This window comes from Kineosporia sp. NBRC 101731, assembly GCF_030269305.1.
Taxonomy (GTDB): domain Bacteria; phylum Actinomycetota; class Actinomycetes; order Actinomycetales; family Kineosporiaceae; genus Kineosporia.
Window position 1 is genome coordinate 78,597 of the sequence record NZ_BSTC01000017.1, and the last position, 25,860, is coordinate 104,456.

24 protein-coding genes and 1 pseudogene are annotated in these 25,860 nt (G+C 69.7%); 11 read left to right on the plus strand and 14 right to left on the minus strand.

All coding sequences use genetic code 11. From position 1 onward, the window contains the following. Positions 1-4 precede the first annotated feature (4 nt). Entirely contained in the window at positions 5-877 is an 873-nt protein-coding gene (locus QSK05_RS31795; RefSeq protein ID WP_285601095.1) for an SDR family oxidoreductase, read from the minus strand. 457 nt (positions 878-1,334) lie between these two features. Here QSK05_RS31795 and QSK05_RS36545 point away from each other — a divergent pair. The 3 genes and pseudogenes from QSK05_RS36545 (at position 1,335) to QSK05_RS31815 (ending at position 3,962) form a co-directional block, all read left to right on the plus strand. Beyond that, positions 1,335-2,455 (plus strand): annotated as a pseudogene (locus QSK05_RS36545) (energy-coupling factor ABC transporter permease). Beyond that, on the plus strand, positions 2,452-3,228 hold the full coding sequence (cbiQ, locus tag QSK05_RS31810; protein ID WP_285601098.1) for a cobalt ECF transporter T component CbiQ: 777 nt from the start codon (positions 2,452-2,454) through the stop codon (positions 3,226-3,228). Before QSK05_RS36545 ends, cbiQ begins: the two are co-directional and overlap by 4 nt. Beyond that, a complete protein-coding gene (locus tag QSK05_RS31815; protein WP_285601099.1) occupies positions 3,225-3,962 on the plus strand; it encodes an energy-coupling factor ABC transporter ATP-binding protein in 738 nt (245 codons plus the stop codon). The genes cbiQ and QSK05_RS31815 overlap by 4 nt, the downstream gene beginning before the upstream one ends. A 13-nt stretch (positions 3,963-3,975) precedes the next feature. Here the strand turns inward: QSK05_RS31815 and QSK05_RS31820 are convergent, their stop codons facing one another. The 4 genes from QSK05_RS31820 to gmd form a co-directional block, all read right to left on the minus strand. Next, positions 3,976-4,173 (minus strand): hypothetical protein, encoded by a 198-nt coding sequence (locus tag QSK05_RS31820; protein WP_285601100.1) that lies wholly within the window; start codon positions 4,171-4,173, stop codon positions 3,976-3,978. 81 nt (positions 4,174-4,254) lie between these two features. After that, positions 4,255-4,629 (minus strand): hypothetical protein, encoded by a 375-nt coding sequence (locus tag QSK05_RS31825; protein ID WP_285601101.1) that lies wholly within the window; start codon positions 4,627-4,629, stop codon positions 4,255-4,257. 166 nt (positions 4,630-4,795) lie between these two features. Further along, complete coding sequence (locus tag QSK05_RS31830; protein WP_285601102.1) at positions 4,796-6,253, minus strand: glycosyltransferase family 9 protein; 1,458 nt, start codon at positions 6,251-6,253, stop codon at positions 4,796-4,798. Beyond that, the gene (gene gmd, locus QSK05_RS31835; protein WP_285601103.1) at positions 6,250-7,260 is read right to left on the minus strand and encodes a GDP-mannose 4,6-dehydratase; all 1,011 of its coding nucleotides are present in this window, start codon (positions 7,258-7,260) and stop codon (positions 6,250-6,252) included. The genes QSK05_RS31830 and gmd overlap by 4 nt, the downstream gene beginning before the upstream one ends. 250 nt (positions 7,261-7,510) lie before the next feature. Between gmd and QSK05_RS31840 the strand changes: the two genes are divergently transcribed. The 3 genes from QSK05_RS31840 to QSK05_RS31850 all read left to right on the plus strand — a co-directional run bounded on the left by QSK05_RS31840 (position 7,511) and on the right by QSK05_RS31850 (position 10,112). After that, complete coding sequence (locus QSK05_RS31840; protein WP_285601104.1) at positions 7,511-8,542, plus strand: GDP-L-fucose synthase family protein; 1,032 nt, start codon at positions 7,511-7,513, stop codon at positions 8,540-8,542. Between the two features lie 127 nt (positions 8,543-8,669). Then, positions 8,670-9,395 (plus strand): maleylpyruvate isomerase family mycothiol-dependent enzyme, encoded by a 726-nt coding sequence (locus tag QSK05_RS31845; protein WP_285601105.1) that lies wholly within the window; start codon positions 8,670-8,672, stop codon positions 9,393-9,395. Positions 9,396-9,512: 117 nt separating this feature from the next. Further along, positions 9,513-10,112 carry a TetR family transcriptional regulator gene (locus QSK05_RS31850; RefSeq protein WP_285601106.1) on the plus strand — a complete coding sequence of 200 codons (600 nt, stop codon included), beginning with the start codon at positions 9,513-9,515 and terminating at the stop codon, positions 10,110-10,112. Positions 10,113-10,125: 13 nt separating this feature from the next. Here QSK05_RS31850 and QSK05_RS31855 read toward each other — a convergent pair whose 3' ends face one another. The 7 genes from QSK05_RS31855 to QSK05_RS31885 all read right to left on the minus strand — a co-directional run bounded on the left by QSK05_RS31855 (position 10,126) and on the right by QSK05_RS31885 (position 18,380). Then, entirely contained in the window at positions 10,126-10,497 is a 372-nt protein-coding gene (locus QSK05_RS31855) for a response regulator (RefSeq protein ID WP_285601107.1), read from the minus strand. A gap of 132 nt (positions 10,498-10,629) precedes the next feature. Next, positions 10,630-12,642, minus strand: coding sequence for an acyltransferase family protein (locus QSK05_RS31860; protein WP_285601108.1), 2,013 nt, complete (start codon positions 12,640-12,642; stop codon positions 10,630-10,632). Positions 12,643-12,721: 79 nt separating this feature from the next. Continuing rightward, positions 12,722-13,435: a rhodanese-like domain-containing protein gene (locus tag QSK05_RS31865; protein ID WP_285601109.1), complete on the minus strand. Its 714-nt coding sequence runs from the start codon at positions 13,433-13,435 to the stop codon at positions 12,722-12,724. A gap of 4 nt (positions 13,436-13,439) precedes the next feature. Continuing rightward, positions 13,440-13,784 (minus strand): rhodanese-like domain-containing protein, encoded by a 345-nt coding sequence (locus QSK05_RS31870; protein WP_285601110.1) that lies wholly within the window; start codon positions 13,782-13,784, stop codon positions 13,440-13,442. Positions 13,785-13,820: 36 nt separating this feature from the next. Next, the gene (locus QSK05_RS31875) at positions 13,821-14,666 is read right to left on the minus strand and encodes a sulfurtransferase (protein WP_285601111.1); all 846 of its coding nucleotides are present in this window, start codon (positions 14,664-14,666) and stop codon (positions 13,821-13,823) included. A 236-nt stretch (positions 14,667-14,902) separates the two neighbouring features. Further along, a complete protein-coding gene (locus QSK05_RS31880; RefSeq protein ID WP_285601112.1) occupies positions 14,903-17,305 on the minus strand; it encodes an EAL domain-containing protein in 2,403 nt (800 codons plus the stop codon). A gap of 196 nt (positions 17,306-17,501) precedes the next feature. Next, positions 17,502-18,380: an EamA family transporter gene (locus QSK05_RS31885; RefSeq protein WP_285601113.1), complete on the minus strand. Its 879-nt coding sequence runs from the start codon at positions 18,378-18,380 to the stop codon at positions 17,502-17,504. Positions 18,381-18,450: 70 nt separating this feature from the next. On the opposite strand from QSK05_RS31885, the gene QSK05_RS31890 reads away from it, so the two are divergent. After that, a complete protein-coding gene (locus tag QSK05_RS31890) occupies positions 18,451-19,308 on the plus strand; it encodes a LysR family transcriptional regulator (RefSeq protein WP_285601114.1) in 858 nt (285 codons plus the stop codon). A 96-nt stretch (positions 19,309-19,404) separates the two neighbouring features. On the opposite strand, the gene QSK05_RS31895 is transcribed toward QSK05_RS31890, so the two are convergent. Next, a complete protein-coding gene (locus QSK05_RS31895; protein ID WP_285601115.1) occupies positions 19,405-20,259 on the minus strand; it encodes a phosphatase PAP2 family protein in 855 nt (284 codons plus the stop codon). A gap of 279 nt (positions 20,260-20,538) precedes the next feature. Here QSK05_RS31895 and QSK05_RS31900 point away from each other — a divergent pair, with 279 nt between their 5' ends. Beyond that, positions 20,539-20,925, plus strand: a complete 387-nt coding sequence (locus QSK05_RS31900; RefSeq protein WP_285601116.1) for a DUF6394 family protein — start codon at positions 20,539-20,541, stop codon at positions 20,923-20,925. Further along, on the plus strand, positions 20,925-22,979 hold the full coding sequence (locus QSK05_RS31905; protein WP_285601117.1) for a potassium channel family protein: 2,055 nt from the start codon (positions 20,925-20,927) through the stop codon (positions 22,977-22,979). Before QSK05_RS31900 ends, QSK05_RS31905 begins: the two co-directional genes overlap by 1 nt. A 387-nt stretch (positions 22,980-23,366) precedes the next feature. Here QSK05_RS31905 and QSK05_RS31910 read toward each other — a convergent pair whose 3' ends face one another. Next, positions 23,367-23,768 carry an FAD synthase family protein gene (locus tag QSK05_RS31910; protein WP_231480952.1) on the minus strand — a complete coding sequence of 134 codons (402 nt, stop codon included), beginning with the start codon at positions 23,766-23,768 and terminating at the stop codon, positions 23,367-23,369. A gap of 236 nt (positions 23,769-24,004) precedes the next feature. Between QSK05_RS31910 and QSK05_RS31915 the strand changes: the two genes are divergently transcribed. Continuing rightward, complete coding sequence (locus QSK05_RS31915) at positions 24,005-24,952, plus strand: NAD(P)H-binding protein (RefSeq protein WP_285601118.1); 948 nt, start codon at positions 24,005-24,007, stop codon at positions 24,950-24,952. 4 nt (positions 24,953-24,956) lie between these two features. Next, the gene (locus QSK05_RS31920) at positions 24,957-25,751 is read left to right on the plus strand and encodes a CPBP family intramembrane glutamic endopeptidase (RefSeq protein ID WP_285601119.1); all 795 of its coding nucleotides are present in this window, start codon (positions 24,957-24,959) and stop codon (positions 25,749-25,751) included. Positions 25,752-25,860: the final 109 nt, after the last annotated feature.

Genomic DNA, 25,860 nt, shown 5'->3' on the forward strand with positions numbered 1-25,860 from the left:
CTGGTTAGCCCTGGAAAGGCAGCCCGGCGTCGAGGTCTTCGATCAGGCCGGGCTGTACCGGCGTCCAGCCGGTCAGCTCGCGAGTGGTGGCCGACGAGGCCGGAACGTCCAGCGACATCAGCTGCCCCAACCAGCCGAAGTGTTCCGGCGCAACGGATCCCACGGGCAGGCCGGTGCCCCTCCCGACCGCCTCGGCGATCTGCCGAACGGTCACCCCCTCGTCCTGCACAGCGTGCAGAACGCTTCCGGCCGGGGCCTTCTCGAGCGCCAGGCGGTAGAGCACCGCGGCATCCAGCACGTGCACGGCCGGCCAGCGGCTCGACCCGTCGCCGGGATATCCCGACATACCCTTCTCCCGGGCCAGGCCGATGAGGATCGAGACGAAACCCGCGTTGCCGAAACCGTGCACCACGGTCGAGGGCCGCACCGACACCGCGCGCACGTCCTTCTCGGCCAGCTGCCGGGTGTGGGCCTCGACGATCCCCCGGGCCTGGGGCGGAGTCGGGAGGAAGTCCTCGGTGAGCAGGTGCCCGGGGTTCAGCGCCGTGGTGCCGTAGGTGGTGACGAACGGCTTGCCGGCCAGTTCCTCGCCCAGCGCCTGCACCACGGCCAGGTCCTTGACGGCCGCGGCGGGCAGGTCGGCCAGGTTGCTGTGGTCGAAGGCGGTGTGGATGACGCCGTCGCTCTGAAGGGCGCCCTCCCGCAGACCGTCCGGGTCGTCGATGGTGCCGCGATAGGGCTCGATGCCGGCGGCCTCGAGCTTCGCCGCCCCGGCGTCGGATCGGGTCAGACCGAGCACCTGGTGACCGTGGGCCAGCAGTTCACGGGCGACGTGGCTGCCGATGAAACCGGTGGCCCCGGTGACGAAGACGCGCATGATGCTCCTTCTGGTTAGGTGCCTTCACTGTGGGTTCGGCGTCGGCCCGGGGTCCAAGGCCGGTTTCTCATGGCGACATGTAGATCAGGCATCACTGCAGGCCAGCAGGCCCATCTTGGCTGTTCGGCCACCACCTGGAGTTACTCTTCCGGACATGACCGATCTCGACCTGCGCCTCGTGCGGTACTTCGTGGCGCCCTGAGCGACGCCCCGCCCAGCCACGTGGTCCTCGCCACCCGCGCCGGCGACAACAGCCGTCTGGTGACGGCCTTCCGCAAGCACGCCCAGGCCACCCCGAAACCCCCAAACCTTCCGTGATCATGCAAAACCTCCCCGGAGTTCTAGAACTGTGCACCCGGGAGTTCTAGAACGCTGGGGAGGTTTTGCATGATCACGAACAGGGGGTTGCGCCCGGCTGTTATTGCCAAGAGTCTGCAATTGAGCGAACCTGTCCTTCATGCATGCACCTGACGGCTTCATCGATGCCCCGGTCTCCGTCGCGGCCGGTGTCGTCGCGGCCGGCGGTCTGGCCCTGTGCCTGCGGGGCGCCCGCCGCGAGCTCGACGACCGCACCGCCCCGCTGGCCGGGCTCGTCGCGGTCTACGTGTTCGCCGTGCAGATGCTGAATTTCCCCGTCGCCGCCGGTACCAGCGGCCACCTGCTCGGTGGCACCCTGGCCGCGGTGCTGGTCGGGCCCTATACCGGGGCGTTATGCGTAGCGGTGGTGCTCCTCGTCCAAGGTCTGCTGTTCGCCGACGGTGGGCTGACCGCCCTGGGTGTGAACATCTCGACCATGGCGCTGGCCACCGTGCTCGTCGGATATCCCCTGGCCCGGCTCCTGCTGCGGCTGCTGAACCGGTCCCGTCTGGCCACCCCGATCGCGGCGGGGGTCGCGGCCGGGATCTCGGTGGTGACCGCGTCGCTGGCCTTCGTCGGTTTCTACGCCCTGGGCGGCACCACCGACGTCGCGCTCGGCACGGTGGCGGCGGCCATGGTCGGCACGCACGCGCTGATCGGCATCGGTGAAGGGCTGATCACCGGGATGACGGTCGCGGCGATCGCCTCGGCCCGGCCGGACCTGGTGTATCTCAACCGCTTCCGCAAGCGGAAGACCCCTTCGGCCGCCCTGGCGCCGGAAGTGCCACAGCCCGTCTCGATGATCCGGGAGCTCTGACCGGTATGCGCACCCGGAACCTCTTGATCGGCCTGTTCGTGGTCAGCCTGCTCTTCGCCGGCGTGGTCAGCTACTACGCCAGCAGTTCTCCCGACGGCCTGGAGAAGGTCACCCAGGACCACGGCATCGCGGACAACGCCCAGGACCACGACCTCGACGATTCGCCCCTGGCCGGTTACGGGGTCAGCGGCGTGGACAACGCCCGGCTGTCCGGTGGCCTGGCGGGTGTGATCGGTGTCGCCGTGGTGTTCGTGGCCGCCTCCTCGCTCGTGCTCGTGACCCGTCGCCGCGCGTCCCTCGACCTCACCGCACCGAAAGCCGATACCGAGCCCGGTACCGAGCCTGAACCCGAGACGAGCGACCACACCGACACGACCGTGTCGTCCTCTGCTCCCCGCCCGTGAGTGGCGGGCACACACACCACACGCTCTACCTGCCGGGGACGTCGGTCCTGCATCGTCTTCCGGCTCAGGTGAAACTCGTGGCCGCAGTGCTGGCGGTGCTGGCGATCGTCGCCGCTCCCCGTGAGCAATTCTGGGCCTTCGGGGTTTTCGCGGTCGTCATCGTGATTCTGGCGGTGACTGCGGGCATTCCCTTGCTCGTGATGGCCCGGCGCCTCCTGATCGAGATCCCCTTCATTGGTTTCGCCCTCCTGCTGCCCTTCGTGGCGCGGGGTGAGCGCACCGACGTGCTCGGGCTGCAGCTGAGCACCGACGGCCTCTGGGGCGCCTGGGAACTGCTGGCCACGGCCACACTCGGCGTCTCGGTCTCGATCCTGCTGGCCTCCACCACTCCCCTGCGCGAGGTACTGACCGGCCTGGAACGGCTGCGGATGCCCACCCTGATCGTGCAGATCATGAGCTTCATGATTCGCTATGCCGACGTCGTCGCCGACGAGCTACGACGGATGCGGATCGCCCGGGAATCAAGAGGTTTCGTGGCGAGCAACATCCGTCACTGGCCGGTGCTGGGCCGCAGCGCCGGCGCCTTGTTCGTACGCTGCTTCGAGCGTGGCGAGCGGGTGCACCTGGCCATGCTGTCGCGCGGGTACACCGGCCGGATGCCCCAGCCCGAGGGCGACGGCGCCACGATGGCCACCTGGAGCCTGGCACTCAGCCTGCCGGTACTCTTCGCTGCTGTGAGCCTGACCGCAGCCCTGACAGCAGCCCGGACATGAGCGACGCCTTACGGCTGCAAGGCCTGAGCTTCAGCTACCCCGACGGCCACCTGGCCCTGGACGGCGTGAACCTGACCGTGAGGGCGGGTGAGCGAGTGGCCCTGCTCGGCCCGAACGGCGCCGGCAAGACCACCCTGGCCCTGCATCTGAACGGCATCCACACCGCCACCTCCGGATCCGTCGAGATCAGCGGAATGCCCGTGGAAAAGCGCAATCTCGCGGAGATCCGGCGCCGGGTCGGGATCGTGTTCCAGGATCCTGACGACCAGCTGTTCATGCCTACCGTGCGCGACGACGTGGCCTTCGGACCCCGCAATCTCGGCCTGGGCAAGACCGAGGTCGCGCGGCGGGTCGACCAGGCCCTCGCCCAGGTGCGTCTGCACGACGTCGCGGACCGCCCGCCGCACCACCTGTCGTTCGGGCAGCGCCGCCGGGCCGCGGTGGCGACCGTGCTGGCGATGGACCCCGACATCCTGGTGCTCGACGAGCCCTCCAGCAACCTCGACCCGGCCGCCCGCCGCGAGCTCGCCGAGGTGCTGCTGAGCCTGGACGTGACCATCCTGATGATCACCCACGACCTGCCCTACGCGCTGCAGCTGTGCCCACGCTCGGTGGTGCTGGCCGACCACCGCATCCAGGCCGACGCACCGACCGCGCAGCTGCTCGCAGACGCGGACCAGCTGGCGAAATACCGGCTGGAGCTACCTTTCGGGTTCTGCGTGCCCACGCCCTGACCTGCTGGAACGATCAGTCGGCCGGGCACACCCAGCCGCCGACGCGTTCTTCGATCGGCAGTGCGCACTGGTCCGACTGCTGGTCGAAGTCGACGGCCCCGGTTCTGGCCCGGTGCGACGTCACCAGCATGGTCGAGCCGATCACGATGGCCATGGCAGCGATCAGCGCGATCTTCACCCATCGACCTTCGGACACCATCAGAGCACCCACGACAAGTCCCTCCAACTTGGCAGGCCGCCCACCCTACGCGCTGATCCGGTTACGGAAGGAAAACGCCAGGAAAATTAGCTGCTACCTAGAGACCGGCCCGTCGCCCCCGCAGGCGCGGCACGAGTCGCCGGAACCCCAGTCGTACTGACGATGGCAGGACGGGCAGAACACCCGGGCATCCTCCTGGTCGCGAGCCACCTGCCAGCCGAGCAGGATCTGCAGGACGTCGTCACTGCTCAGACCCCAGGCGGAATTCTGGGCGGCCGCGCGCTCCTGGGCGTCGGCCAGGGTCGGACCCCAGACCTCGTCGGTCCCGTCGACGACGAGGCGCGAGTACCGCACCTGCCCCTCGACGATGACCCGCGGGAAGTACCCACCGTCCGTCGAGGACGGAGTCATGATCATCCCGTTGGGACGCTCGATGACCGGGATGACGACGCACTGTCGTGCCCCCATCGAAGTCCTCACCCCTCTTGCCGTCGTCGTGCTGTCCGGCCAAGGTTCACCCGGCGACCCCCGGGCGGGCGACCGCCGTTCGGGTGAAGGGTGACGCGCCGTGCTCAAGTTCGCTCATCACCCGGCCGATGGGGAGCGGCTCGAAGTGAGGACGCGTCCACGCACCTCAGGCGGTCGCGAACCCGGCCTGCTCGGCGTGGCGAGTCTGCTGAGGCACCTGGGCCGCCGACGGAACCACCGCCCGGGAGGCCGTGCCGAGCAGCACGTCGGTGACGGTCCGGGCCACCAGCGCCGTACCGACCCCGGTGATGCAGTGCGCGACGTCCGAGACACATGTGTCCTGACACCCCGACGCCGGCCGGGCCGGTCCCACGACCCGGGAATCGGCCGACCACGGGCCGATCCGGTTCGGGGCGTCGTCGTCCGCCGGGTTGCCGCCGGCCGGATGACAGGTCACGGCCACGCACGGGGTCGCCACCGCGCAGGCCAGGTGCATCGCGTCGCAGACGCCCCCGAGATAGAGGTCGCTGGTGGCCAGCAGGGCCAGGGTGGTTCGCAATGGAGCCCGGCCGACGGCACTCACGATCGGCACCGACGGATTCAGGGTGCGCACGAAGTCGTCGGCGAGGAGCTCGTCGTCCGGACCGCCCAGCAGCACCACGCGAATCCCGAGACGCTGGTGCACCTGGTTGACGGCCTCGGCATAGCCGGGCCAGGCTCCCCGGGCGTGCGGGCTGTTCAGCATCACCGCAACCAGCGGAGCGGGCACCGAGGTCAGAGGGTTCAGAGTGGCCAGAGCGTTCAAGGGCGAGAGCAGCGTGCGGGCCGCCGCATGGTCGGCCGGGCCGATCAGGGCCAGACCGGGAGCGTCGTAGGCATCCGGCGTGATCGTCACCCCCAGCGCCGCGGCGAGCCGTTCCCCCTGCCGCAGAACATGAGTCAGCGGTTCGCCGGCACAGACCAGGTCGGAGACGAGATCGCGTTCACTCTCCTGATCGATCGGCCCGATCGGGCCCAGCCGGTCGGCGGGGTCGAAGGCGATCACCCGGTCGGCGGCCGCGGCGGCGACGTACCGGGAGCCGAAGTGCTCGGCGTCGCGGCGCGGCAGCACGGCCAGGTCGTACCGGCCCTGGGCAGGACGTGACCGGCGCAGCAGCCGACGGGCGAACCGCCAGCACCGCAACTGCCCGGCCAGCGACTCCCGCCAGGGTTTCGCGGGCCAGGTGACCACGTCGTCCACCATTGACCCACCCCGCATGACCTCTCCCCGCAGACCCCGGGTGACCAGGGTGACGCGGGCCTGCGGCCAGGCCACGCGCATCGCTGTCAGCAACGGCAGGGTCATCATCAGGTCGCCGACCTCGTCGGTGCGAATCATCAGCACCGTGCGCGGGGGTACCTCGCGAAGATCGGGCCGGGCTTCCACCACCGGCCGCAGGGAATCGGTCAGACGCCGGAACAGCCTGGGCGACAATCGGATACGGGAAGAGAGCCGGGCCGGCCCGCGTTCGTCGATCACGCGGACCGGCCACAGGTTCTCGACCCCCAGCGCCCGGCGGGCCCGGTCTTGAACGGTCGCCTCCCCGGCCGTCAGTGACGTGCCCTGAACGGCCGGTCCGGTCACAGTTGCGCGGGCAGCTTCGTGCGCAGGTCGATGGTGCTCATGTCGGCGTCCACCATCAGCTTCGCCAGCTCCGGGGGCAGCACCTTCGGGGTCCAGCCGAGCACGTCACGGGCCTTGGAGGCGTCACCGATCAGCGAGTCCACCTCGGTCGGGCGCAGGTACCGCTCGTCGAAGCGAACGTACTTCTCCCAGTCCAGATTCACGTGCTCGAAGGCGAACTGCAGGAAATCCTTCACCGTGTAAGCGGTTCCGGTCGCCACGACGAAGTCCTCGGCCTGGTCGGCCTGGAGCATCATCCACATCGCCTCGACGTAGTCCTTGGCGTACCCCCAGTCGCGCACCGCGTCGAGGTTGCCCATGTAGAGGTAGTCCTGCTTGCCCGCCACGATGTTCGCGACCGCCATCGAGATCTTCCGGGTCACGAACGTCTCACCCCGGCGCGGACTCTCATGGTTGAACAGGATGCCGTTGGTGGCGAACATCCCGTACGCCTCACGATAGTTACGCGTCATCCAGTACGCATACACCTTCGCGGCGCCGTACGGGCTGCGCGGCCAGAACGGCGTGGCCTCGTTCTGCGGCGGCGGGGTCGCACCGAACATCTCCGAACTGGAGGCCTGGTAATAGCGGCACTCCAGGCCGATCATCCGGATCGCCTCGAGCAGACGCGTACTACCCACCCCCGTCGAGAGACCGGTGAACTCCGGCTCGTCGAACGAGACCCGCACGTGCGACTGCGCGGCCAGGTTGTACACCTCGGCCGGCTGCACCTTCTCCAGCAACGTGACCAGACGCGAACCGTCGGTCAGGTCGCCGTAGTGCAGGAACAGACGCGCCCGCGGGTCGTGGGAATCGACGTAGAGATGGTCGATCCGGCCGGTGTTGAACTGGGACGACCGGCGCACGATGCCGTGCACCTCGTAGCCCTTCTCCAGCAGGAGCTCGGCCAGGTACGAACCGTCCTGACCGGTGATCCCGGTGATCAGGGCCTTCTTAGGTGTCTGCAACGTGCCGCCCCCAGAGATGGTGGACGCAAGACCGCCCCTACCGTCGTCACTGACGGCAATGCGCCGGACTCGCTCAGTAGCCGATTCAGTCCGTACCGTAGCGTGATGGGACGATCACGGAGGGGCATTGCCGACAGGTTCCGGCAACCTCCGGCGTTTGCCCGATGCGAGGCGATCCGCAAGGACGAGATGCACCGTTAGTGATCGAACGGGCACGCAAGGTGCTCGTTCTGCAGTACCGTTCCGCGTCATGACCACGCTTCCGTCCTCCCCCACCTCGGCGGACCTCTCGGTCGAGCACGCCCCCGCGCGCCTCACCCCCGATCTGAGCGTCTATGTCGCCGGCCACCGCGGCCTGGCCGGCTCCGCCGTCTGGCGCGCGCTGAGCAAGCGTGGATTCACCGGCCTGATCGGCGCCGCCTCCTCCGAGGTGGACCTGCGCGACCGGGCCGCGACGATGGACTTCGTCTCCGCGAACCGGCCCGACGTGATGGTCGTCGCCGCGGCCCGGGTCGGCGGAATCCTGGCCAACGACACCTACCCGGCCGATTTCCTCAGCGACAACCTGCGGATCCAGGTCAACCTGATGGACGCCGCCCGGCAGTTCGGCGTGCAGCGTCTGCTGTTCCTCGGTTCCTCGTGCATCTACCCCAAGTTCGCCGAGCAGCCGATCAAGGAGTCGTCGCTGCTCACCGGCGCCCTGGAGCCGACGAACGACGCCTACGCCATCGCCAAGATCGCCGGCATCCTGCAGGTGCAGTCGATCCGCAAGCAATTCGGCCTGCCCTACATCAGCGCCATGCCGACCAACCTCTACGGCCAGGGCGACAACTTCGACGCCACCAACTCGCACGTGATGCCGGCCCTGATCCGCCGTTTCCACGAGGCGAAACTGACCGGCGCACAAGAGGTCACCATCTGGGGATCGGGCACGCCCCGGCGCGAGTTCCTACACGTCGACGACCTGGCCTCGGCCCTGGTCTTCCTGCTGGAGAACTACGACTCGCCCGACACCGTCAACGTGGGCACCGGCACCGACGTCACCATCCGCGAACTGGCCGAGACCATCGCCGATGTCGTGGGCTGGCAGGGCAACCTGAGGTTCGACACCTCCAAGCCCGACGGCACCCCGCGCAAGCTGCTCGACGTGTCGCGTCTGCGCGGCATGGGCTGGGCGCCGGAGGTCTCGCTGCGCGACGGCGTGGAGAGCACCTACCGCTGGTTCACGAGCAACCTGAACAGCATTCGCATCGAGGACGGCCTGGTCGGCCTCCCGCGCTGACCCCCGCAAACCTTTCCGTGATCATGCGGAGTGTCCCCGGAGTTCTCTCACTCCCGGGGACACTCCGCATGATCACGAACGAATAATGGGGTGCTCGCACCCCGGTCGGCTGCCAGGATCGTCCTCCATGGAGACTTCCGAGCTACGGCGCCATCTCGACGCCGAGTACGCCCGCCTGCGGTCGGTGATCCCGGACGCCCCGGACCTGACCGGGATCACCGTGCCGTCCTGCCCGGAGTGGTCGCTCGCCGACCTGGTGCAGCACGTCGGCGAGGTGTATCTGCACAAGGTGGACTGCATCCGCCTGAACGCCCGCCCCACCCAGGAGCCGGACCTGGCGGGCCTGGGCCCCCTCGACGTGCTCGAGCGTGGGTTCGCGCTGCTGAACCAGACTTTCGACGAGCATCAGCCGCAGGACGCCGCCTGGACCTGGTTCGCTCCCGACCAGAGCGTCGGCTTCTGGATCCGGCGCATGGCCCACGAGACCGCCGTGCACCGCGTCGACGCCGAGCTGGCCGTGAACGACGCGAGTGAGATCGGGGCCGAACTCGCCGAGGACGGCCTGGACGAGTTGCTCGCGGTCATGCTGGTGGCCGACATCGAGCCGCACGAGTACCAGATCGGCCGCCCCGACATCGAGTTGCGCTCCCCCACCCGCTCCTGGTTCGTCCACTTCGAGCCCGGGAGTCTGCGGGTCAGCGACGAGGGCCGGGCCGCCACCGTGATCCAGGGACCGGCACCAGACCTGGAGCTGTGGCTCTACAACCGCGCGGCGGGAGCGAACCTGAAATACACCGGCGACCTGATGGGTGTGGGAGTGATCAAAGACCTGCTGACCGAGGCCACCCAGTAGCCCGTGACGTGACCGCCGTCACAAACAGCCTGGGGACGACAAACCCCTCCAACTCGTTTCACCCTTCGATCCGTCGTGCACCCACGACGGGACGACGATCGGGAGTGAGGACGAGCGGTGGCGACTGGCCAGGGACTACGCGAGCGGAAGCGTGCGGCCTCCCGGGCGTTCACCGTGGAGGCGGCCCTGCGGTTGTTCGCCGAGCACGGCTACGAGAACGTCACGGTGGCCGATATCTGCACCGCCGCCGACATCGCGCCCCGCACGTTCTTCCGGTACTTCGCCACCAAGGAAGAGCTGCTGGCCGAGCCGGCGCGGGTGATGGCCGCGCGCATCCGGGAGATCTTCGCCGTCGCGCCGCTGGAGCTCGACGACGCCGCGGTACTCTCCCTGGCGCTGCGCGACCTCGGTGACTACGTGCTCGAGCACCGCGAGCAGCTCGTCGTGCTGCAGGACGCCGCGGTCCAGGCCTCCCGGGTCAGTCCGCACCTGCGGCTGGCCGACCGCGAGCGCCGGCTGGCGACCGACCTGGTCAACCGGGCGATGTCACCGGGCGGTCAGATGCGGGAGCCGGACTGGCGCACCCGCCTGCTCGTCGCCCAGGGGCTGGCGGCCCTGCGGATCTGGATGCAAGACGTGCTGGATCCCGCGGAGGCGAGCTCTCCCCGCCCGGCCGATGATCCGATGGCCCATCTGGGCGAGATCCTGGCGAGCTGATCACGCCCGCAGCTCACCGCGCCAGAGCCAGCGCCCGGTCGACCACCCGGTTGAGGTCGGCCGTGACCACCGGCTTGAGCAGGTATGCAGCGTTGAGCTCCTGTGCGGTCTCCTGATCGCCCGCCATCTGCCGGGCGGTGAGCATGATCGCCGGCATCCGCACGGTGATCGGCATCCGGCGCAGGATCGTCAGCAGATCCAGACCGTCGATGCCTTCCATGACGATGTCGAGCAGCGCCAGGTCGGGCACGCCGTGCATCCCGATCAGGGCCAGGGCCTCACCCGCGGTGGCCACGCTCTGCACGTCGTGACCCATGCGCTGCAGCCTCAGCTCGAGGAGCAGTCTGTTGTCCGGGTCGTCCTCGACAACGAGCACCCGTGCCATCCGCAAACCCTCAGTTCTGCCGTGGAGCGATGTAGCTGACAGTGAGGTTCATCGCCGGACCGGACGCCCAGTTGAGTGGTCCGGGCCCGGCGACCACCGTTCGGCGCAATGCCCGATCGACGCAGAGCGACGTCACCCGCGATGGCTGAGAACCTGGCCTGCGGCTTCCTTGAGGTCGGAGGTCAGGGCCTGCGAACCGATGCGGTTCAGATGGTTGAAGTCCCAGTAAGCCAGCTGACCGTCGATCAGCGGGCTGCAGGTGTTGCCGGTGCAGAAGCGGTCCCAGGGGTCGTAGATCGTGACGCCCGGCACGCTGCTGACCACGTCGTACTCGGCCTGCCGGGAGTCCGCCTGGTAGTCGAGGATGTCCTTCTCGCTCTTGTCGCAGACGAAGTTCAGGAATCCGCCGCTGCACGCGGTCTGGCGGTTCATGTCCTGCGTGGCGTAGTTGGGCACGTCCATGGCGTAGATGACCGGGATCCCGGCGTCGGTGAGTTCCTTGAGCGCGGGCTTCAGCTGCGCGGGCCACTGGCCGTCGGTGTCGTACCGGGGCAGGGCCCACTCGGCGATCACCACGAGCGAGGGCGGGTCGTCACCGCTGGTCGCGCGGTCGAGCAGGGCCGAGGCCAGCGGACCGCAGTTGGAGACCTCCCGGCTGGCCGCGGCGGTGCGCATGAACGGGCAGCTGGCTCCGGTCAGGGCCATCGTGCTGTAGCCGAGCTCCTTGTCGGCCTCGATCAGGCCGGTCGAGAGGGCCTCGGCGTGTGAGTCACCGGCGAGCATCACCCAGCCCTTGGCGTCGGGCACCGTGACAGTGCACTTGGCCAGGTCGGACTCGTCGAACGCGCGGTTGCGCACCAGGCAGCCGTTCTCCCGGCCGTAGGTGAGCTCACCCCGCTGACCGGCGTACGCGGCGGCGTTCGGAATCGCCCACGGACCGGCCACCTGCAGGGTCACCGCCAGCAGCACGACCACCGCGGCCGAGACCGCACCGCCCAGGTAGACCCGGGGCAGGCGCACCGTGCCGTGGCGCAGCGGCTGCTCCACGTAGCGGTAGCTCAGGTAGGCCGGGACCAACGAGAACAGCGCGGCGAGAACCGGTGTCCAGGTGCCGGGCCACAGCAGGGTGGCCATCACGATGAGCGGCCAGTGCCACAGGTAGATGCTGTACGACAGATCTCCCGTCACCACGAAGGGTTTCGAGGAGAGCAGCCGCTGAATCGGCCCGCTGCCCAGGCTTCCGGCCAGGATGAGCAGTGTCGTGGCGGCCACCGGGATCAGTGCGGCGGCGCCGGGCCAGATGGTGGTGCTGTCCACGGTCAGATTGAGGACGACGAGGAGGCTCAGTCCCGCGGCCCCCAGTGCGGTGGGAAGCCAGGTGGAAGAGGTGTTTTCACGCTTCGCGCGGGAAGCGACCCAGATCGCGAGCAGCGCCCCGGCGCCGAATTCCCAAGCCCGGGTCGGCGAGGAGTAGAACGCCACGTCGGCGGAGGGATAGCTGTGGACGCGGAACAGGCCGAACGACAACCACATCGACGCCGCGAAGCTGGCCGCGGTGAGCAGGCCCAGCCCGATCGCCGGGGCCCGGCCGCCGAATTTCCAGGCCAGGGCGATCAGCAGGGGGAAGACCAGGTAGAACTGCTCCTCGACGCTCAGCGACCAGACGTGCAGCAGCGGATTCATCACCGCGCCGGCCGCGAAGTAGTCGCCCGAGGTGCTGAGGATGTCGACGTTCCCGACCAGCAGGATCGCGGCGCGGGCCGTGCCGGCCGTGGAGGACTGCGCGCCGATCGGTGACTGGAGAAGGAAAGCCAGGAGCAGGACGACCAGCAGCATGACGACCATGGCCGGCAGCAGGCGCCGGATGCGGCGCGCGTAGAAGCCGGCGAACGAGAAGGTGCCGGTCTCACGCAACCGCCCGAGCTGCCCGGTGATCACGAATCCGGAGATCACGAAGAACACGTCGACACCGGCAAAGCCCGCCGGCAACGGCAAATTCGCGTGGTAGACGACAACGAGCACCACGGCGACCGCCCGCAGCCCCTGAATGTCCGCCCGCTGGCCCGATCCGGGCCGGGAGGGTGCGGACGTGCGGCCACGAACGCCGCCCTCGGTACGAGTGGTCCACCCGGCAGTGCTCGTCATGATCCCCCATGGTGCCGAAGGACCCTATGCACCGCCTTTCGACGTGCGCGACGGTGAGCGCACGAAGCATCGCTCCGGGTCAGAAGAGCGAGGTCAGTCGCACCACGCCGTTCCGGCAAGCGGCTTCGAGATCATCGTCCAGCCAGGCCACTTCGTGCCCGGCGCGTTCCAGCAGGCCGGCCGCCACCGATGCCCGGGTGCCATCCGCGCAGTGCACCCAGAGCCGGACCCCGGCGGTGGGCGGCGGCAAGGTCTTCCTGAGCGGACGGCGAATTCTGCCCGGAAGACCTTCTCTGATCATGGATGCCTCGATCGGCAGCGATCCGTGGACGGCTCCGCGCAGATGACCGCGGGCGTACTCGGCCGGGTCCCGGACGTCGACCACCACGGCGCGCCGGACCGGCTCGTCGTCCCATCCCCGGCCGGCCGGATCCGGACGGTTCGTCTCACGGCGGGCCCGGACCAGATCACGGAACGTCACCCGGGGGTAGGTGGCCAGTGCCGGGCCGAGGTCGGCGGGCCGGCCGACGGCGGTCTCCCGGGGTGCCCGCCCGAGCACCGCCAGCCGGTCCAGCGCCTCGTCCAGCTCGGGCACGGTGCCGCCGATCACCGAGAACGTCGCGCCCGCGGGGAGCACCCCGACCAGATGGGTCAGCTGTGGCACGGTGACGTTCACCGTTCCGTACAGATGCTCCTCGGCGAAGGACCGCGGGTCACGGACGTCGAAGACCCACTCCCCCGCATCCAGCCGCCGTCCCAGCTCCGCCGGGCGCATCGGCGTGATCGTCGGCATCTCGCTACCGGTCCAGCTCGTGCCAGGCCGGTGCCCCGCCCTCGACGTGGACCACGTCGGTGAAACCGCGCGCGATCAGGTTCGCCGCGACCGGGCCGGACCCGGCGATCGAACCGCAGATCACCACGATCGGCGTGTCCAGCGACGTCACCTCGGCATGCCGCCCCGGCGAGTCGAAACCGAACTCGGCGTCGAGGTTGTCGCGGTCGACGATGATCGCGCCGTCGATCGGCCCGCTCTTCTCCCGGCCACCCGGGCTGCGGGTGTCCAGCAGCACCGCCCCCGCCGCCACGCGCTCACGTGCCTGCGCCGCGTCCACCAGGGGGGCACCGGGCCCGGTCTCACTCATCATCTCTCCTTGTGGGTTCGTGAAACTTTTTACTGGTCAGCCTGGTTCGCTGCCCGCGACGACCGGGGTGCCCGACCGGGACGCCCACTGCGAGTACGAACCGGGATACAGGACCACCCGGTCGGGGTCGATGCCCGCGACCGCCAGGGCCAGCAGATCGTGGGTGGCCGTGACCCCCGACCCGCAGTAGACGCCCAGTGGCCTGGCGCCGTCCGCGCCCAGACTCCCGAACTTCTCGGCCAGCTCGGCCGCCGGGGCGAAACGCCCATCCTCACCGAGGTTTCCGGGTGCCGGGGCGCTCACCGCACCGGGAATGTGCCCGGGTCGCGGGTCGACCGACGCCACCTCGCCGGTGTACCGGCCGGCCGGGCGGGCATCGAGCAGCAGTCCGCCGTCGGCCACGAACGTCAGCACGTCGTCCACGTCGATCGTCGGCAGATGTCCCTCGCCGAGCGCCACGTTCCCCGGGGTCGGGGCCGGCGCGTCACCCTCGTCCAGCGGCCGCCCGGATTCCTTCCAGGCCCGCAGGCCACCGTCCAGCAGCTTCACCTCGCCGTCGAACCCGGCCCAGCGCAGCAGCCACCACACCCGGGCGGCCGACAGCAGCCCGGAGTCGTCGTAGGCCACGACCGTGTCACCGTCGTTCAGGCCCCAGCCACGGGCGTCCTGCTGGAACTTCGTGGCGTCCGGCAACGGGTGCCGCCCGAGCTCCGGCCCGCCGGGGGCGGCGAGCTGCTCGTCCAGGTCGACATACACGGCGCCGGGCAGGTGCCCGGCCCGGAACTCCTGGGCCCCGGGCGGGCCGCCCAGCTTCCAGCGCACGTCGAGCAGGCGGGGGTTCTCCAGGGCGAGCAGCTCGTCGACGGTGATCAGGGGATGCATCGAATTTCCTCACGGGTGGGCCGGTAACGGTGCGGCACTACCCTTCACCCTGTCCGTGATCAGGCCAAGCTTCCCCGGCCCCGCCGACGCGACCCACCGTTCCATGGCAATTACTCTACCTATTCGATAGAGATTGTCCATAGCTGGTTCGCCGCACCCCGGCCAACCTGCCGTGATCATGCAAACCCTCCCCGAGGCGGGGGCACGACCGGACCACGAAGGTCGCGGGACGACACTCAGGCGGGTTCGGGGACGACCTCGTCGTCCTTACGCATCTCGTTGGCCAGCGGACCGGGCAGGCTCAGGTGGTATCCCTGGCCGAACTCGACCTTGAGGCCCCGCAGCACACTCAGCTCGGCCGCGGTCTCGATGCCCTCGGCGATGACGCTGCTGCCGATCTTCTGGGCGAAGGCCGCGAGGGCTCCGGCCAGGGCACGCTTGGCCGGATCGGTGTCGACGCCGCGCACCAGCGAGATGTCGAGCTTGATGAAGTCCGGCACCAGGGTGAGCACGTGCCGCATACTGGCAAAACCGGCGCCGGCGTCGTCCACCGCGATCCGCATGCCCCGCTCGCGCCAGGGCCGCAGCACCTCGTTGAGCGCGTCGTAGTCGTCGACGGCCTCGTGCTCGGTGACCTCGATGACGATGCTCTTGAGCGGCAGGGAGGTGACCAGGCGGCCGAACGCGGGCGAGACCAGCGTGCGCGGCGAGACGTTGATGCCGAGGAAACCACGCAGCGCGGGCAGGATGGTGAGGGCGTTGCGCACCGCGGCCAGCTCCAGCTCCAGGCCGACACCGGCCCGGGTGGCGGAGGTGAACCACTCGTCGGGGCGGCCGCTGCCGACGGGGAAGCGACTCAGCGCCTCGACCCCGACCGTGGCCAGGCCGTCCAGCGAGTGCACGGCCTGGAACACCACGCCCGGCCCGCCGTTGGCCATCAGCCGGTCCATCCGGTCGAGCATCTTGTGCCGGTCACGCTCGGTGCGGTCCTCCATGTCGACGAGGTCCATCACCACGTTGCCGATGGCGCGCAACACGTCGGCGTCGCGGTCCCGCAGGGCCTCGTCGGCGCCGGGCGACCAGGTGCAGAGGGTGCCGTAGAGGCGCCCGTCCCGGCGGTGCAGCGGGACCCCCACGTGCGAGCCGATGTTCAGGTCGCGGGTGACCTGCATGGCCCGGGCGTGCGGGTCCTTGGTGGTGTCGGGGATGACAGCCGGCATGCGTCCGTCGGTGATGGCCTTGCCGTAGGTGTCGTCGACGGACTGCAGCTGGCCCACGGTGAGGGGCACGGAGATCGAGGCGATCAGGTTGCGTACCCGTTGCTGGCCGGTGGTGCCCTCGAACGTGCTGAGGAAGGCGACCTGCATGCCGAGCTGGTCCTTGGCCAGTTGCAGCAGGGCGTCGACGCTGGTGAGCCGGCGGCCGAGCACGGCCGCCGCGGCGACCACGGCCTCCTTGCCCTCCTTCTCGTCCTGCGCCTCGACGTTGACGGTCTTGGCCTGCGGGTCGAGGAACTCGGCCTCCGCGTCGGTCAGCTCGGTGACCGCGGCCTCGATCTCCTCGGGTCCCATCAGGTCCCCGTCGCGACGGGGACGGCCCTTGCGCCGCTCGGGACCGTTGTACGGCTCCCGGTCCTTCTGGTCGGCCGGGGCCGGACGTTCCTCGCCGTCCACCGGAACCGAGGTCTGACGCGGGATCCGGCGGCCCGCGGCCTGCAGTTTGTCCGCGTACATCTCGACGTCCGCGGCCCGCCAGGCAGCCGGCAGCCCGGTGTTGCTGCGGCGCTGGCCGATGCCGAACGAGGCCGAGATGCCCGCCGAGGTGAGTTGCTTGCGCAGGTCGCCCATGACGGTGCCGGCCTCCTCGGCGGTGGTCTCGGGCATCAGCACCCCGAACTCGTCCCCGCCGATCCGGGCGATGAAGTCCACCGAGCGCATCCGGCCGGAGAGCACGGCCGCGGTGGTGATCAGCAGGTCGTCGCCGATGGTGTGCCCGGCCCCGGCGTTGACCCGGCGCAGGCCGTCGATGTCGAGCACCAGCACGGCGGCCGAGCTGGCGTAGCGGGCGGCCCGGGCGTCCTCCGAGCGCAGCGCGTCGTCCCAGGCGCGACGGTTGGCCAGGCCGGTGAGCACGTCGGTGAACTCGGCCTCCGGGGTCTGTTCGCGGCGGTCGTCCCGCTGGACGGACAGTTCGTGGCCGAGCAGGGCACCGAGCAGGGCGGCCTGACGGCGGATCGCGGGCAGATGACGTTCCAGGTCGGGCACCGGTTCGGAGTGCACCCCGGTGAGCGCGCCGAGGTGCTTCTTCCCGTCCGGTGACCGCAGCGGCACCATGATCACGGCGCGCACCCCGGAGATCAGGCTCTCGGCACCGCGCGTCAGCATGAAGGAGTCCTTGGAGTCGGAGACCACTTCCGGGCGGCCCCACTCCACCACCTGGGAACAGTACGAGTCCGCCCAGGGGAGCGTCAGACCGTCGTGCATGCCGAATGTCTCGTCGTTCGTGAGCATGACGACCAGTTCCTCGTCGTCCTTGCGCAGGATCGCCCACGACTCCAGTCCGATCCAGCCCTGAAGGTCCGCAAGAACGCCTCGGGCAGCGGTGACGAAGTCTGCTTCTCCGTCTCGTCGCGAATCCACCACCTGAGTTGCCTTTCGCTCACTCGCCGCACACCGCCGCCGGCCCGACCCGTGTACAGGAGCGCACCGGAGCTGCCAGAGGTTTTCATCGGCCGGAACCGGTGCGGTCCTGAGGGATCCGGGCACGCTCGGTGGACCGACCTGTTCAGCGTCACCCCGGTCGGTGAGCCCGGCTGGGCCGTACGGGTGGCCCCGACTACGTTCGGGCGCCGATCGCCGTCCGGCTCGTCGTGACCACGTTGGCCGCGATCACCATCACCACCCCCAGCCATTCGCGGGCCTCGAGCACCTCCCCGAGCACCACGATGCCCACGAGTGACGCCAGCACCGGATTGACACTCATGAAGACCCCGAAGAACTGTGCCGGCACGCGCCGGAGCATCATCACGTCGCAGGCGTAGGGCACCACCGACGAGCAGATGCCCGCACCGATCGCGGCCGCGAGTGCGGTGGTGGAGAACCGGCCCTGCACGCCCAGCGCGATCAGCACCGGCAGACAGAGCACGACCGAGACGGTGGACGCGGCGGCCGGCGCCTGGAGTCCGGGGATCCGGGCGCCCACCTCGGCGTTGAGCAGGATGTACGCGGCCCAGCAGGCTGCCCCGACCAGCCCCGCCGCGATCCCGGGCCAGTCGGTGCTCGGTCCCGGGGCCATCAGCACCACCACCCCGGCCCCGGCGAACACCGCGCAGACCGCGTCCAGCCGGGTGCGCGAGCGCACCAGCGCCACGCCCAGAGGCCCGAGGAACTCCAGGGTGACGGCCAGGGCCAGCCCGAGCCGGTCGACGGCCGTGTAGAGCCCGAGGTTCATCACCGCGAACACCAGGCCGAGCAGCAGCGTGGGCCACCACTGCCGCCAGGTGAAGCGGTGCATCGGCGGCCGGGCCACGGGCAGCAGCACGCAGGCCGCCACCAGCTGACGCACCGCGACCACCCCGACCGGCCCGATCGTCCCGAACGCGTGAGCGCCCACCGCCGCGCCCACCTGGGTGCTCGTACCGCTGAAGAGCATGGTGGCGATCGAGGCCGGGAACCCGGTCGGGCGGGCCTGCGGACGTGCCTCGAGCGTCGTCATACGGGTCAATGTGCGACGCCGATCGGTGATCCGGGAAATGCGACGCCCGGAGGATTCATACGATCTGCTCATGAGTCTGGAGCTGCGTCAGCTGCGCTGCCTGGTCGCCGTGGCCGATGGCGGCACGTTCACCGACGCCGCGATCGAGCTGGGGGTGTCACAGGCCGCCGTGTCCCGCTCCGTCGCCGCCCTGGAGGCCGAGCTCGGGGTCACGCTGCTGCGGCGCACCACCCGCCGGGTCGACGTGTCCCCGGCCGGGGCCGCGGTGATCACCCGCGCGCGGCGGATCCTGGCCGAGGTGGCGGAGCTGCGCCGGGCCGTCGACGAGACCCGCTCGGAACTGCGCCTGGGCTATGCCTGGTCGGCCCTGGGCCGGCACACCACCGCCCTGCAGCGCACCTGGGCCCGTGACCATCCCACCACCCGCCTGCTGCTGATCCAGTCCAACACCCCGACGGCCGGGCTCAGCGAGGGCGCCGCCGACCTCGCCGTGGTGCGGCGTCCTCTGCACGACACCCGGTTCGCCACCGAGCAGATCGCCACCGAGGCCCGCTACGCCGCGGTGCCCGCCGACGACCCCTGGGCCCGCCGCCGTTTCGTGCGCCTGGCGGACTTCGCCGGGCGCACCGTCTCGATCGATCACCGCACCGGCACCACCACGCCCGGCCTCTGGCCGGCCGGCACCGGGCCGGAGAGGTTCGTCGACTCGAACTCGGTGGACGACTGGCTCACGATGATCGCCGCGGGTCAGGCGATCGGCATGACCGCCGAGGCCACGGTCGCCCAGTACCCCCGGCCCGGAGTCGTCTACCGCCCGGTGCGCGACGCTCCCCGGCTACCGGTGTGGCTGGCCTGGTGGAAGGACGAGGCTCCCGCACTGACGCGGGCCCTGACCACCCTCGCCAAGGACCTCTACAACCTTCCGTGATCAGGCGAAGTGTCCCCGTCGTTCTAGAACACCGGGGACATTTTGCCTGATCATGAAGAAGGGATGGGGAGGCCAGGGAGCCGGGCGCTGCTCGGCTCAGTGGGTTGAGGTCTCGGGGACCGCCGCCCGCCCCGGGAGGGGCTCACCGACGTCCACCATCGACCGCGAGGCCCACCACCGCCCCACCAGCCACTGACCACCGATGACGACCAGCATGATCGCCGTCGCCACGATGCCGTCGAGCCACCAGTGGTTGGCGGTCGCCGCGACCACGAGCACCGTGAGCACCAGGTGCACGGCGCCGATCACGCGCAGCGGACCGCGCCCGAGCTTCGTGACGTACCAGCCGACGATCGCCGCCCAGGCCACGTGCACGGAGGGCATGGCCGTGAGCTGCGACGCGACCCCGGTGGCGTATTCGCCGTAGACCGACTGGCCGTAGAGCAGGGCGGTGTCGACGTAACCGGAGTTCGGCAGCAGACGTGGCGGGGCGACCGGGACGCTCTGCACCAGGAGGCAGATCAGGGTGGTGCCGACGACCGTGTTGCGCACGGAGCGGAACGAGGAGCGGCGCCGCCACCAGACCCAGATCAGGAACAGCGCCATGCCGTTGAGGTGGGCGAAGGCGTAGTAGGAATTCATCGAGCGCACCAGCCACTCGTGCGGCAGGACGAGGTGCTGCAGTTCCAGCTCGTCCGGCAGGTGCAGCCAGGCCTGGGCGTTCTGCACCCGGACCGCGTGCGAGTAGGCACCCTCGACGTGGGTGCGCACGAACCGGCCGACGTACTGCCAGACCCCCAGCAGCGTCATCACCACGGCGAACTCACGGGCGAACGACCGCACCAGCTCGACCAGGCCGGCCCGCGGGGCCAGCGACAGGGCGCCCCAGAGCAGGGCCAGGAGCACGGCGCAGGTCGCAGACAACTCCCAGCTGGGGTGCAGGTAGGTCATCGGGGACTCACGGGCATGACCGAAGACTACGACGCGGTGTCCCGGGGGCGACCAACCGGCCAATTCGTCCGATGAATCTGCCGGTTCAGTGGCCCGCGGCCGGCACCGGGAACGTGCCGGTACCCGTCCTCGCGGGAATGATCGCGCTGACGGCGATCGGGGGCGCGAATCGGGCACTCCGACGGGGCACCGAGCGTCGTAGACCCGTGAGGGTGCAGGATGCTGGGGTCCAGCACCCCAGAGCAGTACTCAGAGCAGTGCCACCGACCGGAGGGGTCGATGAACCTCGAGAAAGTGATCTTCGGCTTCTTCGTCCTGCTGGCCGCCACGATGAACTTCGGGTTCTTCATCGGTGACATCTCCGACGCCAACCTGCACAGCGAGTACGAGCTCTACGCGGCCGTGGTGGTCAGCCTGATCACCACCGTGCTCAAGTTCGGCGACCGCACCCAGATCGGCGCCGTGCACCTGGCCACCAGCCTGGTCGCCGACCTGCAGCTGATCGCGGCCACGATCGTCTGGGTCTACGCCGACTACGTGTCCAGCTCCGGTCTGGACGAGCACGCGATGTCGAGCATCGTGTCGCTGTCCGGTGGAGCCCTGCTGGCCAACCTGGTCTCGGTGGTGCTCCTCGTGATCGAGACCGTGTCCTTCCACCGCCGCTGATGCATCCGCCCGAGCGATCCCGCTCCGACCAGGAGCAGTGGCACGAACGGCATCCGGGGCGGCGGCACGGCCAGGGCCGGGCCGCCACCCGCATCCGCAAGCCCGGTGAACCGCTCGACCCCCAGCTCACCGGGCAGGACCCGGCCGCCACGAACGCGCTCATCACCGGTGAGCACCGCTGGGCCGCGGTCTCCCGGTTCCGGCAGGCCGGCGACGTGCCCGGCCCGGAGGGCGGCCCCCTCAGCTCCCGCGGGGCGGACACCGGCTCGGCCCCGATCTTCCTGATCATGCGGCGCATGCGCACGCCGCTGATCGTGCTCATCATCATCTTCGCGATCACCACGCTCGGGCTGGCGCTGGCCCCCGGCGAGACGCCCGAGGGCGAACCGCACCGGATGGGCCTGTTCAACGCCTTCTACGTGATGAGCTACACCGCCAGCACCATCGGTTTCGGCGAGATCCCGTTCCCGTTCACCGCCGCACAGCGGATGTGGATGACGGTCAGCATCTACCTGACCGTCATCGGCTGGGCGTACGCGCTCGGTACGTTGCTCTCGCTGCTGCAGGACCGCGGCTTCCGCAACGCCCTGGACATGCGCCGCTTCACCCGCCGGGTGGAGCGGCTGCGCGACCCGTTCCTGCTGATCGCCGGCTACGGGCACACCGGCCAGCGCCTCGGCCGGGCCTGGGACCACCTGGGCCGCAACTTCGTGGCCCTCGACATCGAGCCCTCCCAGATCGAGTCGCTCGAGGTGGACCAGTACTTCGCCGACCCGCCGGGCCTGACCGCCGACGCGTCCAACCCGTTCAACCTCAAGCTCGCCGGGCTGAAGAACCCGCACTGCCAGGCCGTGCTGGCGCTGACGGACGACGACGACGTGAACCTGGCCATCACGATGTCCGCGGCCCTGTTGCGGCCCGACCTGCCGGTGATCGCCCGCACCATCTCGGCACCGGTGGAAGACCTGATGCTGGCCTGGGGCACGCCGACCGTGATCAACCCGTTCGACCGGTTCGGCGACCACCTGCGCATGGCCCTGCGCTCCCCCGCCTCGTTCCGGCTCTACTCCTGGCTGGAGGCCGGGCCGGGCTCGGAGCAGCCGCCGCCCGGCTCGCCCCCGGCCAAAGGGCTGTGGGTGGTCTGCGGGTACGGCCGGTTCGGGCAGGAGGTGGTGGGTGACCTGCTCGCCGAAGGGCTCGACGTGGTGGTGATCGAGCCGGACCCGCCCTCGGACGCATTCCTCGCCGCCGAACTGGGCCTGCCGGTCGAGCAGCTCCCCCGGGTGATCCACGGTGAGGGGTCCGAACCGGAGGTGCTCGACGAGGCCCGCATCGAGCAGGCCGTCGGCTTCGTGGCCGGCACCGACAACGACACCACCAACCTGTCGCTGATCGCCGCCGCCCGGCGTCGCAACCCCGACCTCTACGCAGCCGGGCGCCAGAACCTGCCCACCAATCGCTCGCTGTTCGCCGCGATGCACCTGGACATGCTGCTCGTACCCGCCGACATCGTGGCCCGGGAGGCCTACGCCCGGCTCTCCACGCCGCTGCTCTGGCGCTTCCTCGAGGAGATGCCCCAGCGCGGCGAGGAAGAGGCCATCGCCCTCGTCCACCGCATCCAGGACCGATGCGGCCAGTACATGAAAGACGTCTGGAACGTCGAGCTGACGGCCTGGCAGGCCCCGGCGCTGGCCGGCTACCTGGATCCCGGGTCGGTGTCGCCACGGCAACGTCAGCGCCGCCACGCCGGGCAGACCGGCCGGGTGCCCCTCACCATCGGCAACCTGTTCCGCGATCCCGACGACCGTGACGAGCGCCTGCCGGTGGTGCCCCTGATGCTGCTGCGCGACGGGGCGGCGACGATCGCCCCGCCCGACGACACCGAGCTGCACCTCGACGACGAGCTCCTGGTCGCCGGTACCCGGGTGGCCCAGCGTGAGCTGCAGACCATCCTGCTCAGCGAGGGCACCGCGCAGTACGTGGTGACCGGCATCCGGATGCCCGAGAGCTGGGTCTGGCAGCACCTGGTGGGCCGCCGTCTTCCGAATACGTAGACCGAGACGGTGGACGTCGTCCTCGCCCGGTCCTGAGGGTTCAGTTCGTGGGCACAGACTCGGGCGGTGCTCCGGGAGGGGTCGGAGCACCGCCCGAGGGCTTGTAGGAACCAGGCTGGATGAAGCCGAATCAGCCCTCGCCACGCCCACGGAGAAACCCGTCGAACAGCGCTGACGCCCGGCCACAACCCCCTGTACACGCCCCCGCGCCGCGCCTTTTCGCTGTCCCTGAAATCTACGCCCGGCCCCCACCGGCGTCCACCTCAACGGCTATAAATACGTCGCAAACGAGAAAATCGGGCACGGAGTGGCTGGCCCACACTCCGTGCCCGATGCCGGCCGATCAGGTTCGAGCTGGTTCGAGCCGGTTCGATGCGGCTGAACTCGTCAGGCCGAGGGCAGCTTGGAGATCTTCTCGATGACCGCAGTGGTGGAGATGGAGGGCGTGCGGGGCAGGTAGACGACCTCGCAGTGCTCCTTGATCCAGTCGAAGCGACCGGTCCAGTCGTCGCCCATCACCAGGATGTCGGCACCGAACTTCTTCACGTAGTCGGCCTTCAGCTCCAGCGATTCCTCGATGAAGACCTCGTCCACGACCTCGAGCGCCTGGATCAGGGCGGTGCGCTCGTTCTCACTGAAGATCGGGTTACGGCCCTTCTTGCTCATGTTCAGCGCGTCCGACGACACCCCGACGACCAGCCGGTCGCCGTGCGCCTTCGCCCGCTCGAGGATGCGCAGGTGACCGATGTGCAGGACATCGAAGGTGCCGAAGGTGATCACTGTCGTCATTGAACTGAGCTCCGTAAGAGGGCAGGGGCAGCATCGGGCCAGGTCACGCCTCATGTTCAACGCAAACACCATCCGTGGCGGCACGGTGAACGAGGTATGTCCGGTGAGCGAACTATTGTGCCTCACAGCCCGCACCAAGCTCACCAGTCTTTGTGGTTCCGGGACCTTTCGGGTCAACGGCGGACGAGGTGGGAACCCCGGCTGGCGCCTGCGCCCAACCCGGCGACACTGGGACCATGGCGAGAACAGTCCTGGTCACAGGCGCTTCCGGTTTCATCGGTTCCCATCTCGCGCAGCGTCTGGTGCGCCAGGGGCACACCGTCAGAGCGATGACTCGGCACCCGGAACGTTATGCGGGAGCGGGCGAACCGGTCTTCGGTGACGTCTCGGACGTCGAGAGTCTGGCCACCGCGATGGCCGGCTGCGACGCCGCGTACTACCTCGTGCACTCGCTGGAGTCGGACGACTTCGAGGAGAAGGACGCCGAGGCCGCCCTGAACTTCGGGGAGGCGGCGCACCGGGCCGGCCTCGAGCGCATCATCTATCTGGGTGGCCTGGGCGAGGATGTCGAGAGCCTCTCTCCCCACCTGCGCTCCCGGCGCCAGGTCGAGCAGCTGCTGCCACTGGCCGGGGTGCCGGTGACCGTGCTGCGCGCGGCCGTGGTGATCGGCCACGGCGGCATCAGCTGGGAGATCACCCGCCAGCTCGTCGACCATTTGCCGGCCATGGTGACGCCGCACTGGGTCAGCACCCGCACGCAGCCGATCGCCCTGCCCGACGTGATCCGCTACCTCGAGGGCGTGCTGGAGCCCGAGGCCGCCCGAGGCCGGGTGTTCGAAATCGGCGGGCCCGAGGTGCTGCGCTACAAGGACATGCTGGCCCGGGCGGCCGCGGTGATGGGCAAGCGACTGCCGAACTTCACCGTCCCGCTGCTCACCCCCGGCCTGTCGTCCCACTGGCTGGCCCTGGTCACCGACGTGGACACCGCCACCGCCCGCAACCTGGTGGACTCGATGATCAACGAGGTGGTCGTGCACGACCACTCGATCGAGGAGGTCGTGCCCGGCCCGACGATCGGGTACGACGACTCGGTGCGTCTGGCCCTGGCCGATCGGGAACGGGCCGAGGAGGAGAGTGCCGCGCAAGCGGTGGCTCCCGACGCCGGCGAGCACCCCGTCCACTGATCCGATGACCGAACGCCCCACCAGGACCGCTCTCGAGGCCCGGGCCAGCCGACGGCTGGAACGCTTCGCCGCGTCGACCCTGCGCCGCACCGCGACCGGACGGGCGGTGGAGGACCTGCTGCGCTCGACGCTGATCGAACAGGTGCCACGCGACCACACCGAGTCCGACGACCGGTTCCGGCGTCGTCGCGTGGTCACCGCTGTCACGCTGGTGCTCGGCGCCGCGCTGCTCGGCATCTCGCTGTCGGTCGAACCGGGTGCCACCGTGTTCTATCCGCTCACGCTGCTCGTGGCGGCGGTCTGGATTGCCGGTGGCCTCGCCTCCGGCCCTCTCCACCTGGGCTGGACGTCGTACCGGGGAGCTCTGCGACGCCCTCTGCTGCACGGGGTCGCGCTCGGGCTGGTCGCCGGGGCGATCTTCGTGGCCGGGGCACTGATCGTGCGCGAGATCCCCCCGCTGCGCGACTTCGTGACGCATGTGCTGGCCCACCAGACGGAGGGGTCGGCCTGGCTCATCGCTGTGGTGACCTTGCTGAACGGCCTGGCCGAGGAAGTGTTCTTCCGCGGCGCCCTGTACGCGGCCATCGGCCGGCGGCACCCGGTGCTGATCTCGACGGTCGTCTACGCCGTGGCCACGATCGCCACCCGCAACCCGATGCTGGTGTTCGCGGCCTTCCTGCTCGGCGCCGCGCTGGGGCTGGAACGCCGGGCCAGCGGCGGCATCCTGGCCCCGATCGCGACGCACGTGACCTGGTCGGCCATCATGATGCTGACCCTGCCCCCGCTGTTCGCCGTCTGACCCCGGGTGCGGCGCTCGTCGTCCCCCCTCCTTCGTTCGTGATCAGGCAGACCTTCCCCGGGAAGCGGGGAGGCTGGGGAACTGCATGATCACGGACGGACGAGGGGGC

Bases quoted from the DNA above. Each gene is read 5' to 3' on its own strand.
- QSK05_RS31795 (WP_285601095.1), bottom strand. From the start codon at position 877: ATGCGCGTCTTCGTCACCGGGGCCACCGGTTTCATCGGCAGCCACGTC.
- QSK05_RS31815 (WP_285601099.1), top strand. From the start codon at position 3,225: ATGAGCGACGCCTTACGGCTGCAAGGCCTGAGCTTCAGCTACCCCGAC.
- QSK05_RS31825 (WP_285601101.1), bottom strand. From the start codon at position 4,629: ATGGGGGCACGACAGTGCGTCGTCATCCCGGTCATCGAGCGTCCCAAC.
- QSK05_RS31840 (WP_285601104.1), top strand. From the start codon at position 7,511: ATGACCACGCTTCCGTCCTCCCCCACCTCGGCGGACCTCTCGGTCGAG.
- QSK05_RS31845 (WP_285601105.1), top strand. From the start codon at position 8,670: ATGGAGACTTCCGAGCTACGGCGCCATCTCGACGCCGAGTACGCCCGC.
- QSK05_RS31855 (WP_285601107.1), bottom strand. From the start codon at position 10,497: ATGGCACGGGTGCTCGTTGTCGAGGACGACCCGGACAACAGACTGCTC.
- QSK05_RS31860 (WP_285601108.1), bottom strand. From the start codon at position 12,642: ATGACGAGCACTGCCGGGTGGACCACTCGTACCGAGGGCGGCGTTCGT.
- QSK05_RS31865 (WP_285601109.1), bottom strand. From the start codon at position 13,435: ATGCCGACGATCACGCCGATGCGCCCGGCGGAGCTGGGACGGCGGCTG.
- QSK05_RS31870 (WP_285601110.1), bottom strand. From the start codon at position 13,784: ATGAGTGAGACCGGGCCCGGTGCCCCCCTGGTGGACGCGGCGCAGGCA.
- QSK05_RS31875 (WP_285601111.1), bottom strand. From the start codon at position 14,666: ATGCATCCCCTGATCACCGTCGACGAGCTGCTCGCCCTGGAGAACCCC.
- QSK05_RS31885 (WP_285601113.1), bottom strand. From the start codon at position 18,380: ATGACGACGCTCGAGGCACGTCCGCAGGCCCGCCCGACCGGGTTCCCG.
- QSK05_RS31890 (WP_285601114.1), top strand. From the start codon at position 18,451: ATGAGTCTGGAGCTGCGTCAGCTGCGCTGCCTGGTCGCCGTGGCCGAT.
- QSK05_RS31895 (WP_285601115.1), bottom strand. From the start codon at position 20,259: ATGACCTACCTGCACCCCAGCTGGGAGTTGTCTGCGACCTGCGCCGTG.
- QSK05_RS31900 (WP_285601116.1), top strand. From the start codon at position 20,539: ATGAACCTCGAGAAAGTGATCTTCGGCTTCTTCGTCCTGCTGGCCGCC.
- QSK05_RS31905 (WP_285601117.1), top strand. From the start codon at position 20,925: ATGCATCCGCCCGAGCGATCCCGCTCCGACCAGGAGCAGTGGCACGAA.
- QSK05_RS31910 (WP_231480952.1), bottom strand. From the start codon at position 23,768: ATGACGACAGTGATCACCTTCGGCACCTTCGATGTCCTGCACATCGGT.
- QSK05_RS31915 (WP_285601118.1), top strand. From the start codon at position 24,005: ATGGCGAGAACAGTCCTGGTCACAGGCGCTTCCGGTTTCATCGGTTCC.
- QSK05_RS31920 (WP_285601119.1), top strand. From the start codon at position 24,957: ATGACCGAACGCCCCACCAGGACCGCTCTCGAGGCCCGGGCCAGCCGA.